Origin of the sequence: Allobaculum stercoricanis DSM 13633, from assembly GCF_000384195.1 — a bacterium.
Classification (GTDB): Bacteria; Bacillota_I; Bacilli_A; order Erysipelotrichales; family Erysipelotrichaceae; genus Allobaculum; species Allobaculum stercoricanis.
Map to the genome: position 1 here is coordinate 259,304 of NZ_KB913034.1, position 14,937 is coordinate 274,240.

19 protein-coding genes are annotated in these 14,937 nt (G+C 39.6%); all 19 read left to right on the forward strand.

Annotation, left to right across the window (positions count from 1 at the left end; all coding sequences use genetic code 11):
• The first annotated feature begins 29 nt into the window (after positions 1 to 29).
• The 19 genes from rpsF to atpC all read left to right on the forward strand — a co-directional run bounded on the left by rpsF (position 30) and on the right by atpC (position 14,934).
• Entirely contained in the window at positions 30 to 323 is a 294-nt protein-coding gene (gene rpsF / locus ALLST_RS0101195; protein ID WP_019892153.1) for a 30S ribosomal protein S6, read from the forward strand.
• A gap of 11 nt (positions 324 to 334) precedes the next feature.
• Positions 335 to 928, forward strand: coding sequence for a single-stranded DNA-binding protein (locus tag ALLST_RS0101200; RefSeq protein ID WP_019892154.1), 594 nt, complete (start codon positions 335 to 337; stop codon positions 926 to 928).
• A gap of 14 nt (positions 929 to 942) precedes the next feature.
• Complete coding sequence (gene rpsR / locus ALLST_RS0101205) at positions 943 to 1,173, forward strand: 30S ribosomal protein S18 (RefSeq protein WP_019892155.1); 231 nt, start codon at positions 943 to 945, stop codon at positions 1,171 to 1,173.
• Between the two features lie 258 nt (positions 1,174 to 1,431).
• Positions 1,432 to 2,310: a DUF2232 domain-containing protein gene (locus ALLST_RS0101210; RefSeq protein WP_019892156.1), complete on the forward strand. Its 879-nt coding sequence runs from the start codon at positions 1,432 to 1,434 to the stop codon at positions 2,308 to 2,310.
• On the forward strand, positions 2,297 to 4,237 hold the full coding sequence (locus ALLST_RS0101215; protein ID WP_019892157.1) for a GGDEF domain-containing protein: 1,941 nt from the start codon (positions 2,297 to 2,299) through the stop codon (positions 4,235 to 4,237). The genes ALLST_RS0101210 and ALLST_RS0101215 overlap by 14 nt, the downstream gene beginning before the upstream one ends.
• A gap of 1 nt (position 4,238) precedes the next feature.
• Positions 4,239 to 4,691: a 50S ribosomal protein L9 gene (gene rplI / locus ALLST_RS0101220; protein WP_019892158.1), complete on the forward strand. Its 453-nt coding sequence runs from the start codon at positions 4,239 to 4,241 to the stop codon at positions 4,689 to 4,691.
• Entirely contained in the window at positions 4,692 to 6,044 is a 1,353-nt protein-coding gene (dnaB, locus tag ALLST_RS0101225) for a replicative DNA helicase (protein ID WP_019892159.1), read from the forward strand.
• Positions 6,034 to 6,894, forward strand: coding sequence for an MBL fold metallo-hydrolase (locus ALLST_RS09695; RefSeq protein ID WP_019892160.1), 861 nt, complete (start codon positions 6,034 to 6,036; stop codon positions 6,892 to 6,894). The genes dnaB and ALLST_RS09695 overlap by 11 nt, the downstream gene beginning before the upstream one ends.
• Before the next feature lie 443 nt (positions 6,895 to 7,337).
• Positions 7,338 to 7,958 carry a uracil phosphoribosyltransferase gene (gene upp, locus ALLST_RS0101235; protein WP_019892163.1) on the forward strand — a complete coding sequence of 207 codons (621 nt, stop codon included), beginning with the start codon at positions 7,338 to 7,340 and terminating at the stop codon, positions 7,956 to 7,958.
• Positions 7,958 to 8,149 carry an AtpZ/AtpI family protein gene (locus ALLST_RS11805; RefSeq protein WP_019892164.1) on the forward strand — a complete coding sequence of 64 codons (192 nt, stop codon included), beginning with the start codon at positions 7,958 to 7,960 and terminating at the stop codon, positions 8,147 to 8,149. The genes upp and ALLST_RS11805 overlap by 1 nt, the downstream gene beginning before the upstream one ends.
• Positions 8,150 to 8,175: 26 nt before the next feature.
• Positions 8,176 to 8,559 (forward strand): hypothetical protein, encoded by a 384-nt coding sequence (locus tag ALLST_RS0101245; protein ID WP_019892165.1) that lies wholly within the window; start codon positions 8,176 to 8,178, stop codon positions 8,557 to 8,559.
• Positions 8,552 to 9,259 carry a F0F1 ATP synthase subunit A gene (locus ALLST_RS0101250; RefSeq protein WP_019892166.1) on the forward strand — a complete coding sequence of 236 codons (708 nt, stop codon included), beginning with the start codon at positions 8,552 to 8,554 and terminating at the stop codon, positions 9,257 to 9,259. The genes ALLST_RS0101245 and ALLST_RS0101250 overlap by 8 nt, the downstream gene beginning before the upstream one ends.
• Before the next feature lie 127 nt (positions 9,260 to 9,386).
• Positions 9,387 to 9,629: an ATP synthase F0 subunit C gene (atpE, locus tag ALLST_RS0101255; RefSeq protein ID WP_019892167.1), complete on the forward strand. Its 243-nt coding sequence runs from the start codon at positions 9,387 to 9,389 to the stop codon at positions 9,627 to 9,629.
• Positions 9,630 to 9,646: 17 nt separating this feature from the next.
• On the forward strand, positions 9,647 to 10,162 hold the full coding sequence (atpF, locus tag ALLST_RS0101260) for a F0F1 ATP synthase subunit B (protein WP_019892168.1): 516 nt from the start codon (positions 9,647 to 9,649) through the stop codon (positions 10,160 to 10,162).
• Positions 10,156 to 10,689 (forward strand): ATP synthase F1 subunit delta, encoded by a 534-nt coding sequence (gene atpH / locus ALLST_RS10905; protein WP_019892169.1) that lies wholly within the window; start codon positions 10,156 to 10,158, stop codon positions 10,687 to 10,689. The genes atpF and atpH overlap by 7 nt, the downstream gene beginning before the upstream one ends.
• A gap of 15 nt (positions 10,690 to 10,704) precedes the next feature.
• The gene (atpA, locus tag ALLST_RS0101270; protein ID WP_019892170.1) at positions 10,705 to 12,225 is read left to right on the forward strand and encodes a F0F1 ATP synthase subunit alpha; all 1,521 of its coding nucleotides are present in this window, start codon (positions 10,705 to 10,707) and stop codon (positions 12,223 to 12,225) included.
• 1 nt (position 12,226) lies between these two features.
• Positions 12,227 to 13,075 (forward strand): ATP synthase F1 subunit gamma, encoded by an 849-nt coding sequence (gene atpG / locus ALLST_RS0101275; protein ID WP_019892171.1) that lies wholly within the window; start codon positions 12,227 to 12,229, stop codon positions 13,073 to 13,075.
• Between the two features lie 18 nt (positions 13,076 to 13,093).
• Positions 13,094 to 14,530 carry a F0F1 ATP synthase subunit beta gene (gene atpD, locus ALLST_RS0101280; RefSeq protein WP_019892173.1) on the forward strand — a complete coding sequence of 479 codons (1,437 nt, stop codon included), beginning with the start codon at positions 13,094 to 13,096 and terminating at the stop codon, positions 14,528 to 14,530.
• On the forward strand, positions 14,527 to 14,934 hold the full coding sequence (gene atpC, locus ALLST_RS0101285) for an ATP synthase F1 subunit epsilon (protein ID WP_019892174.1): 408 nt from the start codon (positions 14,527 to 14,529) through the stop codon (positions 14,932 to 14,934). Before atpD ends, atpC begins: the two co-directional genes overlap by 4 nt.
• Positions 14,935 to 14,937 lie beyond the last annotated feature (3 nt).

A 14,937-nucleotide genomic window follows, 5' to 3' on the forward strand; every position in this document is an offset into this window, starting at 1 on the left:
GCCATTAGACCAAAGGGAGGTGTACTCAAATGAAAAAATACGAAGCTATGATCATTGTGAATGAATCTCTTGATGATGCACAATATGCAGCTCTTGAAAAAAGACTGTCTGCACCAATCACAGAAAACGGCGGTTCTATCGACAAAGTTGACAACTGGGGCGTAAAAGAATTCGCTTATGAAATCAATCACATGAAAAAAGGCCGCTATGTAGTGGTTAACTTAACAGCGAATAACGAAGGTATTGAAGAATTCCAGCGTCTTTGCCGGATCAACAATAGCGTCATCCGCACAATGGTAATTAAAACAGAAGAAGAGAAGTAGAGGACAGAATTATGAACCGAGTAGACTTGATCGGTAGATTAACCAAAGATCTTGAACTTCGCCGTTCCAACAATGGCAACAGCGTGATTCGTTTTACACTTGCGGTAGATCGTCGATTCAAACAGCCAGGTGGCCCAGAAGCTGATTTTATTTCTTGTGTCGCATTTGGGAAAACTGCAGAAAATATGGCTCGCTTCCTACATAAAGGTTCTTTAATTGCTGTAGAAGGAAGAATCCAAACCGGAAGTTATATGAACCAGCAACAACAACGTGTATATACAACAGACATTGTTGCGGATTCTGTTACATTCTTAGAGACTAGAAAATCTCAAGGATTTAATGACAATAACGGATTCAATCAAAACTATTCTAACCCAAATTCCGGTTATCAAAATCAACAGTATGGCGCACAACAGAATGCATATCAGGATAGCTACCAAGCCAATCCTTATGCACAAAGCGTAAACACTGGATTTGGACATCCAGCACCAACGCCTGTTGATATGCCTACTTCTAGTTTCGATAACTCTTCATCAGCAGACACAAGCGGTCTGTTTGATGATTCTGAAACACTTGATATTTCATCAGATGATTTACCATTTTAGAAAGGAGATCCGACATGGCTTTCAAAAAACAGCGCATGGGACGCAAAAAAGTTTGCTATTTCACTAAAAATAAAATTAAAGAAATCGACTATAAAGATGTTGAATTATTAAAACGCTTCATCAACGCGAATGGAAAAATTATTCCTAGACGCGTAACTGGCACTCGTGCTCGTTATCAGAGACAATTAGCTACTGCTATCAAACGTGCTAGACAGATGGCTTTATTACCATACGTAATTGACTAATTCAATTCATGCTAGTTCAAGGACGGGTCTTTGACCTGTCTTTTTTTTTCGCTTGTTCAAACCTAGATCCATTCAGAACAGTTTTAAGATTTGATTTTTTGTTACATCTTGCTATGATCCTTTGATTTTAAAGAAGATGAACAGAAAAATATTATTCACGTTTGCAATGATGGAGACTTTATAAATACGATATCAATTGGACAAAGAGATCGTTCTTCGCAATGGAATAAGAGGGCACATACTGCTAAGATTAATGTTATGAAAACAAAATCAATTGCTAAAGCAGGTTTGATTTGTGCGATTTATGGCATGTTTGTTGAACTCGATGTGTTGACCGGCTTGTTGATTGAGACAACATTTCCATATATATTCGCCCTGCCGATCTTTATTTGTGCATTAAAGGAAAATCAAAAAATATCGTTAAGTGCTTTATGTGCCATGGTGATTTTGACCTTCATCTTGTCTTCACTGACCACTTGGGTGATTGCTATTTCAATGCTACTTGCCGGTTGGTGCTTTGGATATTGTATGAATCAGCAATATTCGATGGCAAAAGCAACAGTGATTACATTTGGCGTTTTGATGGTGTCGAGTTTATTACAAATTACCGTTTTGGCTAACTTATTCGGGTTTGACCCAGCGAGCATGAAAGGTTTTTATCGGTGGATTGAACCGATTATCTCTTGGCAAGGACTTTATGTATTACTTGCCGGATTTGAAGCACTGCTAGAAACGATTACGATTGCTTTAATGTCTATTTTAATTGCCTTCAAAATCGTCCCTTATAAAGCAATGCGACCACTTAAATCAATTGGACGTGTACCTGTAGGTTGTGTTTGGGTATTCACTTTTGGGATAATTATATGGATACTCCTTTTGCTTTTTGATCTACAAGTTCAATCTTGGATCAAAGATGTTTTGTTGTTCGCAATTCTTTTCAGTTTGATTGGTTTCATCTGGAACGGTTGCATGATTTTACAAAGAAAAGCGATACAACGGCAATCCCGTATATTGGCGATTGTTGTTGTGATTACGACATTTATCCCGGTTGTTCATTTCGTACAAGCGACAGTTGGTGGTTGGGATTTAATGAAGCGCGCTTTCTTCAAGATGAGGAATCATTATGAATCAGTTTAAACATTGGATAATTTCATTTCTGTTATTACAAGTCGTAGCATTTGCGATGATCGTTTATTTAGCCTATGCCCAAGCATGGGTGGTCTTTGCGATTTTTCTGACGATGACGCTGTTGACGGATGTGATTTTCTTTGGCTTTTTGATCTCTATTCGTCGTAAAGGAATTCAAAGGGATTTAGACATCAGCCGCGTTTTAGGAAAAGATGCCAAAGATGCATTAGAGTTCGGAGAAATTGGCATTATTACTTATGATGATGAATATATCTGTACTTGGACTTCTGACTATCTTCAAAAACAAGGCATTGATTTAGTCAATCAAAAGCTCACGACATTTTTACCGAATATTCGCGAATTATTTGGAGATGTTGATACGATTACTGGAACATACAAGGATCAGATTTTTGAAGTTACACATAAAGAGGGTAGCCAAGTCTTGTTTGTTCGTGATATTACGAAAGTGTCTAAATTAGAAAGTAAGATCAAGCACGGTTCAACGGTTGTCGGCTTGTTATGTTTAGATAACTATGATGAATATCAAAGTATGGATGATGAAGAAGTCATCAATGAAATCAACAACGAAATTCGAATGCCGATTATTGCTTGGGCAAAAGAATTCGGCATCTTCATTCGTCGCATGCGTTCAGACCGCTATTTACTTGTGTTGGATGATGAGATTTTAACGAAAATCCGCAAAAACGATTTCCAAATTTTGCAGCAGATCAAAGATATCTCCGCAAAACTTGATATCGCCATTACTCTGTCGATTGTCTTAGTCGAAAATATGCCGGACTTTTTAGAGTTAGATCGCACGCTCAATGATGCTTTGGAAATTATTCAATCACGAGGTGGGGACCAAGCAGTCATTAAAAATGGAATTTTACCGTATGAATTTATCGGTGGAAATACAGAAAAATCATCGAGTGGATCGAAAGTGCGCGTTCGAATTGTCGGATCAAGTATTCAAGACTCCGTTCGCAATGGGGGAAAAGTATTTGTTTTAGGCCATGTCAATACGGACTATGATGCGATGGGAGCGGCAATCGCAGTTTCAAGTTGGGCTAAAGCACTCAAAAAAGAAGTGTCGATTGTCTTAAAAAATGTGCCTCGTGATGCGCAACTCCAACAAACGATGGATTACTATAATGAAAAAATGACAACCCGTCATCATTTCATTACAGAAGATGAGGCGATTGAACGGCTGGATCCGAAAAAAGATATTTTAATTATGGTTGACCACTCTAATCCGCAAATCTCGAGTGGTAAGCGTCTTGTTGAAATGGGCGTACAAACGATTATTATTGACCACCACCGTCGTGCACCAGCATTTCCAGACAACGTGCTCACATCCTATATTGAATCGCAAGCCTCGAGTACTTGTGAACTTTTAACGGAACTTTTACAAACTTCACCTGTTGTTGTTCCAATTTATGAAATGGAAGCAACGATTATGTATCTCGGAATTTTAGTAGATACAGGACGATTTAAACAACATACATCCGAGAGAACTTTTTTGGCGGCCGGTATTTTACGCTCTTGGGGGGCAAATCCACAAGTGGCAGAACAAGCGCTCAAAGAAAGCTATTCCGATTTCAAAAAGCGTTCAGCTTTGATTGAAACAGCTCAGATTTACCGTGATAAGTATATGATTGATGTGTTACCAGTTTCAGTATCGAGAACAATGCTCTCGCAAATCTCGGATAGCCTGTTAAAATTTAAAGGTTGCCAAGCAGCGTTCACGATTGGTGTGAATGAAAATAATGGCGCTACCGCCATTTCTGCGCGAAGCGATGGAACAGTGAATGTTCAAAAGATTATGGAAAAAATGAATGGAGGAGGTCATTTTAGTGCTGCGGCTTTAGAGCGTGATGATATTTCATGCAACCAAGCAGAGCGGATTTTAAAAGACTTACTCGATCAGGAGGGATAAAATGAAAGTCATTTTGCTACAAGACGTTCGTAACGTCGGAAAAAAAGATGAAGTCAAAGAAGTTTCAGATGGATATGGAAGAAACTTCTTGATTAAACAGAATCTTGCAGAACCTTACAACAAAGTTACTTCTCGTGAATTAGATCAACGTAAAGAAGAAGAACGTCTACAAGATTTAGAAAATCAAAAACAAGCTGAAATCACTGCCGAAGAACTCAAAGAAATGACGCTTGAATTCCAATTGAATACAGGAAAAGGCGGCAATACATTTGGTCAGATTTCTTCTAAACAAATCGTTGCAGCTTTAGCTCAAAAAGGAGTACACGTAGATAAACGTAAAATCATCATGGATACTCCAGTTGCTTCATTAGGAACGACAAAAGTTAAAGTCGATCTTTATAAAGGTAAAATTATTGGCACCATTAACGTGCATGTTAGCGCTAAAGGGGCCTAAATGATTCGCGAACTGCCAAATGCCCAACGCATGGAGCAGTCATTACTCGGTTCACTCCTCGTCTTTCCGGAAGTCATCTCGCTTTGTCGGGATGCGGATTTGAGTGCGACTGAGTTTTTTGTTCCAGCGCACCAAAAAATTTATGACGCAATTTTAGAAGTTGCAGATGAAGGTCAAGCGATTGACTTTGAACGTATTTTGCAACGTTTAACAGAAAATGGCGATGAATCTTCGAGCGGTGGGCTAGAGTATTTATCTCAATTAATGGATGCAGCAGTCTCCGGTGCAGCAGCTGCAAGCTACATTGAAACAATTCAAAATAAATCGCAATTACGCCGTTTAATTGAAACGTCCGATAAAATTGCTGAACAAGCTGGAACCTCTAACGCACAAATCGACACGATTTTAGACGATGCTGAACGTCTAGTTATGGATGTTACCCGCAAAAGAAGAGGAACTGATTTTAAATCTTCTCGTGAGATTGTCGCTGAAGTTAAAGCTGAACTTGAAATGTTGAGAACTTCCAAAGGAATCAGTGGCATACGAACGGGATATGCGGAACTCGACCGCATGACAAATGGGTTCCATCCTGGCGATTTGATTATTTTAGCGGCTCGTCCAGCGATGGGGAAATCAGCCTTGGCCTTGAACTTTGCAAGCCAAGTTGCCCAAAGAAACCCTGGGGCAGTGGCAATTTTTTCACTAGAAATGCCTGGGGCATCGTTAGTCAAACGTATTTTATCTTCGATTGGCCGAATTGATGGTTCAAAACTCGTTTCCGGGAAACTCGATCCTGAAGATCTCAATAACTTAAACGATGCTTGCAATATCTTAAGTGAACGAAAAATTTTCATTGATGATACTTCGATGATTAAAGTCTCACAAATCTTTTCGAAATGTCGAAAACTACGTTCGCAAGAAGGATCACTTTCACTCATTGTTATTGACTACTTGCAGTTAATTTCTGGCGGTGGTCGTTCGGACTCTCGTCAACAAGAAGTTTCGGAAATTTCACGTAACTTGAAAATCTTGGCTAAAGAGATGGAATGTCCAGTTATTGCCTTGTCTCAGTTATCACGTAAAGTTGAAGAACGTTCAGACCATGAACCACAATTATCTGACTTACGTGAATCTGGATCTATCGAGCAGGATGCCGATATCGTTATGTTTATTTATCGTGAAAAGTATTATGCCAAAGATCCAGACGACAATGATCCTACCGAAACTGTCGATCTCTCGCTCAAAAAGCACCGTAATGGGGAAACCGGAAAAATTGAACTCGTCTTTGAAAAGAATTGTTCTTTGTTCTCTTCTAAAATTAGTGAAGGGGAGTTAGACCGTTATGCAAATTAATTTGTTTTGTTCGGGATCCAAAGGAAATTCTTGTTTAATTCAAACAACAACGACCAAAGTGTTAGTCGATTGTGGACCGAGCACAAAACGCTACATGACAAACTCCCTCAAAGATGTTGATGTCAAAGTCGACGATTTAGATGCCGTGTTGATTACCCATTCACATTCGGATCATATTCGCCAATTGGCGATGTTTCAATGTGTACCGATTTATACATGCTGCCCACTTCAAGTTAAAAATTCCAAACGCGAAGAAGTACCTTTGGATTTGCATATGATTACACCACCAGCGCAGTTTGGTATTGGGGATTTAGTCATTCAAGCTTTTCCAACATCACATGATTCTGGACCAAGTATGGGCTTTGTCATTTATCATGAAAATGAAAAACTCGTCTATGTCACGGATACGGGATATATCAAAGCCGATTATTTCGATTTGTTAAGTGATGCCGATTACTATATTTTCGAAAGCAATCACGATTTAGAAATGTTGCAACAAACAGATCGCCCATATTGGTTAAAAGCGCGTATTGCTTGCGATACCGGACACTTATGTAATGCCGATAGTGCAAGATTGTTATCGCATTTTATTTCATCCAGAACAAAACGTATTGTACTTGCGCACTTGTCTGAAGAAGCAAATACACCAGAACTAGCACTTGAAACGTTGTCTCAACGTTTACAAATTTGTGGAATCGACGATCAACGGATGGTGATCGAAGCGGCAAGTCAGTGGCAACCCATTCGTTTTGGGCAAAAAGATCGGGCGCAAGCGCAAGTAGAAGCGCTCGACGAGAAAACTTGTTATTGTAATTTGCGAATGGATGAAATGCTTCCTTCCCAGTCATAAAAATAAATTGATTGATATCACCGAGACTGAATGATTAGTTTCAATAAAATAAGGCGGATCTTCGTTCTTCATCATTTTTGAAGAGTGAACAAAGTCCGCTTTTTTATATGTTGATTCGGCGTGTTATTTGCAAAATGAGATGAAAACGGTGCCTTAACTTTTTTAAATGATATCTCGGTCAGAACAGTTTGTTCCTCTATTTTTGCGGGGAAAATAAAGAGCTGAAAAAAGGGGATGATCCTATGTTTTGAAACAAAAGATGAGTTGTGATACATCGCATCTTTGCAAATTTGATTGCTTGCCCTTTGTTTGGAGATATTGAGTCTAACATTGTGATTGCTTTTAAAACAGAGTCAGAAAAACTGTACAGAAAGCAAGCGCTATGCATTAATCCGGACGCTGTCTTTGTTATAATTAGATAGATAAAGGAAGGTGATTCATTCATGTTAACCGTATTTAATCATCCGCTGATTAGTCATAAATTGACAATTATGCGTGATAAAAACACGTCAACGAAAGATTTTCGTGACAACTTAGATGAAATTGGATCTTTGATGGTATATGAGGTCACTCGTGATTTACCATTAGTTGATGTTGAGGTGGAAACACCAATGTGCAAAATGACAGGAGCAAAGCTGGCAAAAGATGTAATCGTTGTTCCAATTTTACGTGCAGGTCTAGGCATGACAGCAGGGATTATGAATTTAATTCCAACCGCAAAAGTAGCACACGTAGGTTTGTTCAGAGACGAAGAAACGTTAGAACCACACACATATTTTGAAAAATATCCAAAAAATATTGCGGATGCGTATGTTATTGTCGTAGACCCAATGTTGGCAACTGGTGGAAGTAGCGTTGCTGCAATTGATATGGTCAAAAAACAAGGGGCTAAAAACATTAAATTAGTTTGTTTAGTAGGTGCCCAAGAAGGTGTAGACAACGTTGAAAAACATCACCCAGATGTCGATATTTACCTCGCTGCTTTAGATGACCATTTAAGTGAAACTGGTTATATCGTTCCTGGCTTAGGAGATGCCGGCGACCGTATCTTTGGAACGAAATAATGTCGCCCTCAAAATTTGCAGGTTATCTTTTAGCAAACTTGTTATTTTGTATTTGGATTGGATATTTGATTGATTCTTGGACGAATATGACCCCATTTTGGATCATCGCCTTTACCCTTTACGCCATAGTTGGCAGCTTTTTAATCTTTATACATCGCAATAAACATAAAAGCGATATCCGCAAAGATTAGAAAATGAAAAACTGGAGCTATTGTTGATGAGTAAGGGACTGAAACAAATTTTTAAACAGTCTTTGATCTACACCACAGTTATTGTAGTCTTAGGCGCAATTTTAATCGCATTATTTTGGCCTAGTGTCTCGCGTATGAATGCACTACTGGGTTTATTTTGGGGTGCATTGATCGCTTTATGTGGTTTTTCATTGATCTGTCATATGGTGAGCAATTTATCGCAATCCATTCAGGAAGGAAAGAAGAAAGGCAGGTCAGGCTACTTTCTTCGTTATGCATTTTATGCAGTTAGCCTGGCATTAGGTGCATGGCTTCGTTTTTCGCTGATAACCATGCTATTGGGGGTAGTGGCACAAAAAGCCAGCCTTGTGTTGTATACCCTAATAAACGAAAGGATTAAAGATGAGTGACGTATCACAAATTGTAATCCATATCGGCTCCTTTGAATTTCAATTACACCAGTCAATTCTGGTCTGGCTGGTGATCTGCGTATTGATGGCTATTGTTGCTTATATCGCAGGGAAAAAAATAGAGAATGCGGACCCATCCGTTGCCCCAAAAGGGATCGTTTATTGGTCCGAGGAGCTGTATAACCTTTGTCTTTATGTAATCAAAGGTAACTTGAAAGAGACAACTGCTCATTATTTGCCAATGTTTGGCACAATTATGATCGGCATGCTTCTTTCCAATCTCGTTGGATTGGTCGGATTCCAGAACCCAACCTCCAATATCTCATTTAACGCAACACTCGCGTTAATGTTCTTTTTGATGATTCAATTCCATGGCATTACGAAAAGTGGCTTGATTGCTCGATTGAAAGAATTGACGGAACCAATGTGGTTATTAACGCCATTGAATGTCATCGGGGAATTGGCAACACCAATTTCGTTGACGATGCGTCTTTTCGGAAACATCCTCGCTGGAACAATCATCTCGCTATTGATTTATACCGTTATTAAATCTGTAGCTCCAATTGGCTATATTGGCTTATTGATCACTCCATTTATCCATATGTATTTGGATATTTTCTCTGGTGTGATTCAAACGTATATCTTCTTTACTTTGGGTACGTATTTCTTAGGACAACAAGTTGCCCAACAAGAAGATTAATGGATAAAACTCTTAATCAAAGAGAATTCCAAATCTATTGGAAATAAAACACAAATTTTGGAATAAACAATCTGTATGAGCGGTTGTTTATCATAAGAAACATTAATGAAAAGGAGAAATTTTATTTATGTTTAACGAAGAATTTGTCAGAGGTATGGCAGTCCTTGGTGCAGGTATCGCCATGATCGCTGGTTTAGGCCCTGGTATTGGTCAAGGTTTTGCCGCTGGTAAAGGTGCTGAAGCAGTTGGCCGTAACCCAGATGCAGCGAGCAAAATTCAATCTATCATGGTTTTAGGTATTGCCCTTGCCGAAACAACAGGTATTTACGCTTTAGTTATTGCCATCATGCTGATCTTTGTTAAAGGCTAGAATTATGGTGAGATTAGATGATTGATTTTAATATTGACAACTATCTGCGAATTTCCTGGCAGGATGTTTTGCTGGTATGCATCTCAACATTCATCATCGTCTTATTCTGCAAGCATTTTTTCTGGGATAAACTTTTAGCTTTTGTCGCAAAACGACAGGCCCTTATTCAAGAGAATATCGATGCCTCCAAACATTTGCGCGAACAAGCTTTAGAAGAAAAGAAACAATATGATGCACAAATCGCAAGTGCTGGATCAAAGGCGAATGCCATCATTGAGCAAGCAAAACGCGATGCACAAGCGCAAAAAAATGAAATCATCGATTCTGCAAAAAATCAGGCGGAAAATATTGCCCGCGCTGCGCAAGAAGAAATTGAACGTGACAAGCTGAAAGCACAAAAAGAAATGAAAGATGCGATTTGTGATGTCGCAATCACAGCTGCGAGTCAGATTCTTGAATCAGAAATTGATGCAAATAAGCAGAAAGATATTTTGGATAAATTGATTGACCAGGCAGGTGAAGGTAAATGGTAGATAAAAGCTTGCCTTTTGCCCAAGCACTGCTTTCAATCGGACAAGACAATAAGCAAGAAGATCAATATCTTGTAAACTTAAACGAGCTAAAAAAAATGTTTGAAGAAGTTGATCAATTGCGACTTGTCTTATCTCATCCCGGTGTGGATCGAAAAACAAAGGAAAATATATTGATTGAAACTTGCCAAGATTCAATGGATTCTTCCTTTATCGACTTTTTAAAAGTAGCTTGTCGCCAAAATATGGCAGGACAGTTACCGCAGATTGCCGATCACTATGCGCATTTGCTTGATGAAAGTCGAAACATCCAAACAGTTAAAATTACGTCAAGTATAGAACTGGATGAAAAACAGAAAGCTAAACTGACGACAATTTTAGAAAATAAGCTCAATGGAAAAGTGAAACTCGAATGTGTCGTTGATCCATCGCTTATTGCCGGAATGAAAATTCAAACTGAAGATGCAATATTGGATGCGAGCTATTTAAAAGCGCTCGAAAAAATGAAAGAACAGCTTACGAAAAGCTAAAAACAGGTGATGTGAATGAGTTTAAATCCCGCAGAGATTTCAAAACTGATCAAAGCACAGATCCAAAATGTAGATAAAGATATTGAAATGAACGAAAGCGGAACTGTCCTCAGTGTTGGGGATGGGATTGCGACCGTTTATGGACTGAAAAGCGCAATGATGAGTGAACTTCTTCTTTTCCCTCATGACGTTTATGGAATGGTCATGAACTTAGAAGAAGACCAAGTCGGCGTTGTTTTGATGAGTAATGATCCCGATATCAAAGAGGGGGATACAGTTACACGTACGGGTCACGTTGTCGAAGTACCTGTCGGCGATGCGATGTTAGGTCGTGTAGTGAATGCTCTCGGTCAGCCAATTGATGGCAAAGGAGCAATTGAAGGTACACGTCTTCGTCCAGTTGAACGTGTTGCTCCTGGTGTAATGACGAGAAAAAGTGTATCTGTACCTCTCCAAACCGGTTTAAAAATTATTGACTCTATGATCCCAATTGGTCGTGGTCAGCGTGAGTTGATCATTGGTGATAGACAAACAGGTAAAACTGCGATCGCGATTGATACAATCATCAACCAAAAAGATCAAGGAGTGAATTGTATTTATGTAGCCATTGGCCAAAAAGCGTCAACGGTTGCACAAATTGTTGAAAAATTAAAACAGTTCGGTGCGATGGACTATACAACAGTTGTTGTCTCCACAGCATCCGAAGCAGCTCCATTACAATACATTGCCCCTTATTCAGGATGTGCAATTGGGGAAGAATGGATGGAACAAGGTAAAGACGTTTTAATCGTCTATGATGACTTGTCCAAGCACGCCGTAGCTTATCGTGCAATGGCGTTATTATTACGTCGACCACCAGGACGTGAAGCATATCCTGGTGACGTATTCTACTTACACTCCAGATTACTCGAACGAGCTGCTCGTTTGAATGAAAATCATGGTGGTGGATCACTGACTGCTTTGCCAATTATCGAAACGCAAGCAGGTGATATCGCTGCTTATATTCCAACAAACGTTATTTCCATCACGGATGGACAGATCTTCTTAAAAACAGATATGTTCAACTCTGGTTTAAGACCTGCTGTCGATTCTGGTTTATCGGTATCCCGTGTTGGTTCTGCTGCCCAAGTAAAAGCAATGAAGCAAGTTTCAGGTTCCTTAAAACTTGAACTCGCTCAGTTTGCGGAAATGGAAGCATTCTCTAAATTCGGATCGGATTTAGATGCAGCAACTGCTGAAGTCTTAAATCACGGTTATCGTTTGACGCAATTGCTCGTTCAAAAACAATACGCACCATTATCAATGCCAGAAGAAGTATTGGCTTTGTTTAGTGGAAAATACAAATTCTTGAAATCAATCCCAGTAGAAATGGTTCAAGACTTTGAAGAAAAAATGTTACTGTTTTTCAAAAATGAACATCCAGAAATCATTGCCCAAATCGATCAAGAGGGTGTTTTGAGTGATGAATTGATTGCAACAATCAAAGATTACATGCAACAATTTTTGGATGACTATAAAGTAAAGGCAGGAATCTAGTATGGCTGCAAGTAAGCAGGCCATAAAAACCAGAATTGCTTCTGTCGCTTCGACTAAAAAAATCACGAATGCAATGCAGATGGTCGCAAGCTCAAAGCTGAATAAAATTCGCAATGCGATGGAGAAAAACCGTGAATATGCGACAAGCCTCCAAGAGGTGCTCGCTATGGTTTTAGCTCGGTCCGATCAAGGAAATCGTTTGTTGCATGAAGATCCGAATAAACCTTGTTATTTATTTGTGATCACAAGTGATATGGGCCTTTGCGGGGCATATAATGCCAACGTGTTTAAGGTGTTAGAAAAAGAAATGCAGCCTCACGATTATGTAGTCATGATTGGAACGCATGGCAATAACTGGGCGAAAGCACGCAATATCGATTTAACGCAGACTTTGCTCGATATGAGCGAAGAAGATGCATATCCAGAACTTGCTAGTTATATTGATCAAGCGTTAACGCTTTATGATGAGCATAAAATTGGTGCGATCAAAGTGCTTTATACGCGTTATGTGAATACATTGATGTTTGAACCAGAAATCGAAACACTGCTTCCACCAAAAGTACCTGAATCAGTTCAAGAAACGAAAGTGCGAGCAGAAACGATTTTTGAACCAGAAAAATCAGTGATGTTAGCCAGCCTAATTCCAATGATCACCAAAAACGTTTTGTATTCCAAATATATGGAAAGTAAAACGAGTGAACAAGCAAGCCGTCGTTTGGCTATGGAAAATGCGACGGACAATGCGCAAGAATTAGAAGAAAAACTCAACCTCGAATACAACCGAGTAAGACAGAGTGCAATTACTCAGGAAATTACAGAAATCGTTGGCGGTGCCAACGCTCTGAACTAGAAAGGATGCGAATCTGTGATGGAAAACAAAGAAGCATCGCTTACAGTCGAAAAAAACATCGGGAAAGTCGTTCAAATTGTCGGACCTGTTGTCGATATTCGATTTGAAAGCGGAAAACTGCCTGATCTTTTATGCGCAATTCAAATCCCACTTACGGATGGTCAAAGCCTGACTGTAGAAGTTGCCCAGGGCATTGGTAACGACTTAGTACGTTGTATTGCCATGGGATCAACAGATGGTTTAGTCCGTGGCATGGACGCAATCGATACAGGTAAACCAATTCAAGCACCTGTAGGAGAAGAAATTTTAGGCCGTATGTTTAACGTCTTAGGTCAACCTATCGATGAATTAGGACCAGTAGACGCAAAACAATATATGCCAATCCACCGTGCAGCACCAAAATTTGACGAACAGTCGACAACTTCCGCAATTTTAGAGACAGGAATTAAAGTCATCGACTTATTAACTCCATATGCTCGAGGCGGTAAGATCGGTCTGTTTGGTGGTGCCGGTGTCGGCAAAACTGTATTAATTCAGGAGTTGATCCACAATATCGCTTCTGAACATGGTGGTAAATCTGTCGTTGTAGGTGTCGGTGAACGTACACGTGAAGGAAACGACATGTACCACGAAATGAAAGACTCTGGAGTATTAGATAAAACCGTATTAGTTTATGGTCAGATGAACGAATCTCCAGGAGCTCGTATGCGTGTTGGATTAACCGGGTTAACTATGGCGGAATATTTCCGTGATGTTGACCATCAAGACGTATTGTTATTTATTGATAACATCTTCCGTTTCACCCAAGCGGGATCTGAAGTATCCGCTCTTTTAGGACGTGTTCCTTCAGCCGTTGGTTATCAGCCAACATTAGCAACGGAAATGGGGCAATTACAGGAAAGAATTACATCCACAAAGGATGGTTCTATTACTTCCATTCAAGCGGTTTATGTACCAGCCGATGACTTAACTGACCCAGCTCCAGCGACAACTTTCTCTCACTTGGATGCGAAAACAGTATTAGACCGTTCAATTGCGGCACTAGGAATTTTCCCAGCCGTAGATCCATTGGAATCTAGCTCTCGTATGTTAGATCCACAAATCATTGGTGATCGTCACTACAAAGTAGCGCGTGGCGTACAAGAAATCCTGCAGAAATACAATGAATTGCAAGATATCATTGCAATTTTAGGTATGGATGAATTGTCTGAAGAAGATAAGAAAATTGTTAACCGTGCTAGACGTGTTCGTAACTTCTTATCTCAACCTTTCCACGTTGCTGAAGTATTCTCGGGTATTGCCGGAGAATATGTATCACTTGAAACAACGATTGATTCTTTTGAAAAGCTATTATCCGGTGAATATGACAATTTACCAGAACAAGCGTTCATGTTCGTTGGATCAATTGAAGAAGCCGTCGAAAAGGCGAAAGCAATTGAGGAAGAAGCTCAGTGATCGAACTCGAAATCGTAACGCCAAATGGGCATTACTTGGATGATACAGTTAAAAGTATCCATGCCAAAAGCTTGATGGGTGAATTTACGCTTTTGCCTAATCACATGCCAATCGTGATGTCTTTAGTGCCTTGTCGTTTAGTATTAACGATGAAGAATGACACTAAAGAAGAATATGCGATTTCAGGTGGGATTTTACACTTCGATGCCAACAAGGCGACGCTTTTAACCGATGCAATCGAAGGGAAAGCTGAAATTGATATTCCACGTGCACAAGCTGCCTATAAGCGAGCACGCACACGAATTGAAAAACAGACAGAGCAGACCAATATGCGACGGGCTGAACTTGCATTACAAAGAGCAATCAACCGACTGTCGATTACCAATACACAACCAAAAGATTGACGC

Coding starts and splice junctions, on each gene's coding strand:
- ALLST_RS11805 (WP_019892164.1), top strand. CDS start 7,958: ATGTCGCCCTCAAAATTTGCAGGTTATCTTTTAGCAAACTTGTTATTT.
- ALLST_RS09695 (WP_019892160.1), top strand. CDS start 6,034: ATGCAAATTAATTTGTTTTGTTCGGGATCCAAAGGAAATTCTTGTTTA.
- rplI (WP_019892158.1), top strand. CDS start 4,239: ATGAAAGTCATTTTGCTACAAGACGTTCGTAACGTCGGAAAAAAAGAT.
- ALLST_RS0101250 (WP_019892166.1), top strand. CDS start 8,552: ATGAGTGACGTATCACAAATTGTAATCCATATCGGCTCCTTTGAATTT.
- ALLST_RS0101210 (WP_019892156.1), top strand. CDS start 1,432: ATGAAAACAAAATCAATTGCTAAAGCAGGTTTGATTTGTGCGATTTAT.
- dnaB (WP_019892159.1), top strand. CDS start 4,692: ATGATTCGCGAACTGCCAAATGCCCAACGCATGGAGCAGTCATTACTC.
- rpsR (WP_019892155.1), top strand. CDS start 943: ATGGCTTTCAAAAAACAGCGCATGGGACGCAAAAAAGTTTGCTATTTC.
- atpA (WP_019892170.1), top strand. CDS start 10,705: ATGAGTTTAAATCCCGCAGAGATTTCAAAACTGATCAAAGCACAGATC.
- ALLST_RS0101200 (WP_019892154.1), top strand. CDS start 335: ATGAACCGAGTAGACTTGATCGGTAGATTAACCAAAGATCTTGAACTT.
- atpF (WP_019892168.1), top strand. CDS start 9,647: ATGATTGATTTTAATATTGACAACTATCTGCGAATTTCCTGGCAGGAT.
- rpsF (WP_019892153.1), top strand. CDS start 30: ATGAAAAAATACGAAGCTATGATCATTGTGAATGAATCTCTTGATGAT.
- atpE (WP_019892167.1), top strand. CDS start 9,387: ATGTTTAACGAAGAATTTGTCAGAGGTATGGCAGTCCTTGGTGCAGGT.
- upp (WP_019892163.1), top strand. CDS start 7,338: ATGTTAACCGTATTTAATCATCCGCTGATTAGTCATAAATTGACAATT.
- atpG (WP_019892171.1), top strand. CDS start 12,227: ATGGCTGCAAGTAAGCAGGCCATAAAAACCAGAATTGCTTCTGTCGCT.
- ALLST_RS0101215 (WP_019892157.1), top strand. CDS start 2,297: ATGAATCAGTTTAAACATTGGATAATTTCATTTCTGTTATTACAAGTC.
- ALLST_RS0101245 (WP_019892165.1), top strand. CDS start 8,176: ATGAGTAAGGGACTGAAACAAATTTTTAAACAGTCTTTGATCTACACC.
- atpD (WP_019892173.1), top strand. CDS start 13,094: ATGGAAAACAAAGAAGCATCGCTTACAGTCGAAAAAAACATCGGGAAA.
- atpH (WP_019892169.1), top strand. CDS start 10,156: ATGGTAGATAAAAGCTTGCCTTTTGCCCAAGCACTGCTTTCAATCGGA.